Origin of the sequence: Isoptericola sp. NPDC056134, from assembly GCF_042264825.1 — a bacterium.
In the GTDB taxonomy this organism is placed as follows: domain Bacteria; phylum Actinomycetota; class Actinomycetes; order Actinomycetales; family Cellulomonadaceae; genus Isoptericola; species Isoptericola nanjingensis.
Genome location: NZ_JBHJVM010000105.1, coordinates 1 through 424 on the forward strand (window position 1 = coordinate 1; position 424 = coordinate 424).

The following is a 424-nucleotide window of genomic DNA, read 5'->3' on the forward strand; positions in this document are numbered from 1 at the left end:
CAGGCTACCCGCGCGGAGGAGCCCGCCGGCGCGTCGACCGGTCGCGCGGGCGCGGACCCTACGCGCGTCGTCGGACGCTGTCACGCGCAGTCTTGCTCCGTGAGAAATTCGGTGAGAAACGGGCGATTCGCTTGCGAGCGGCGCGCGTTCTTGTTTCGGTGGAGTGGACCGAGGAGCCCGCGGGAGGGTGCACCGACGGCAGGTCACGCCAGCCAGGCGTGAGCCGCACGGACGTGTCCCGCAGGGTTCCGCCCGGCGACGAGAGGAGCTCTCGTGCTCACCCTGACCGACAACGCCCGTACCGCTGTCCACGACCTGCAGACCCAGGCCGGTGTCCCCGAGGGAGGCGGTCTGCGGATCGCCGAGTCCGCGGACCAGGCGGGCAGCTTCGAGCTCGCGCTCGTACCCGCCCCGCAGCCCGACG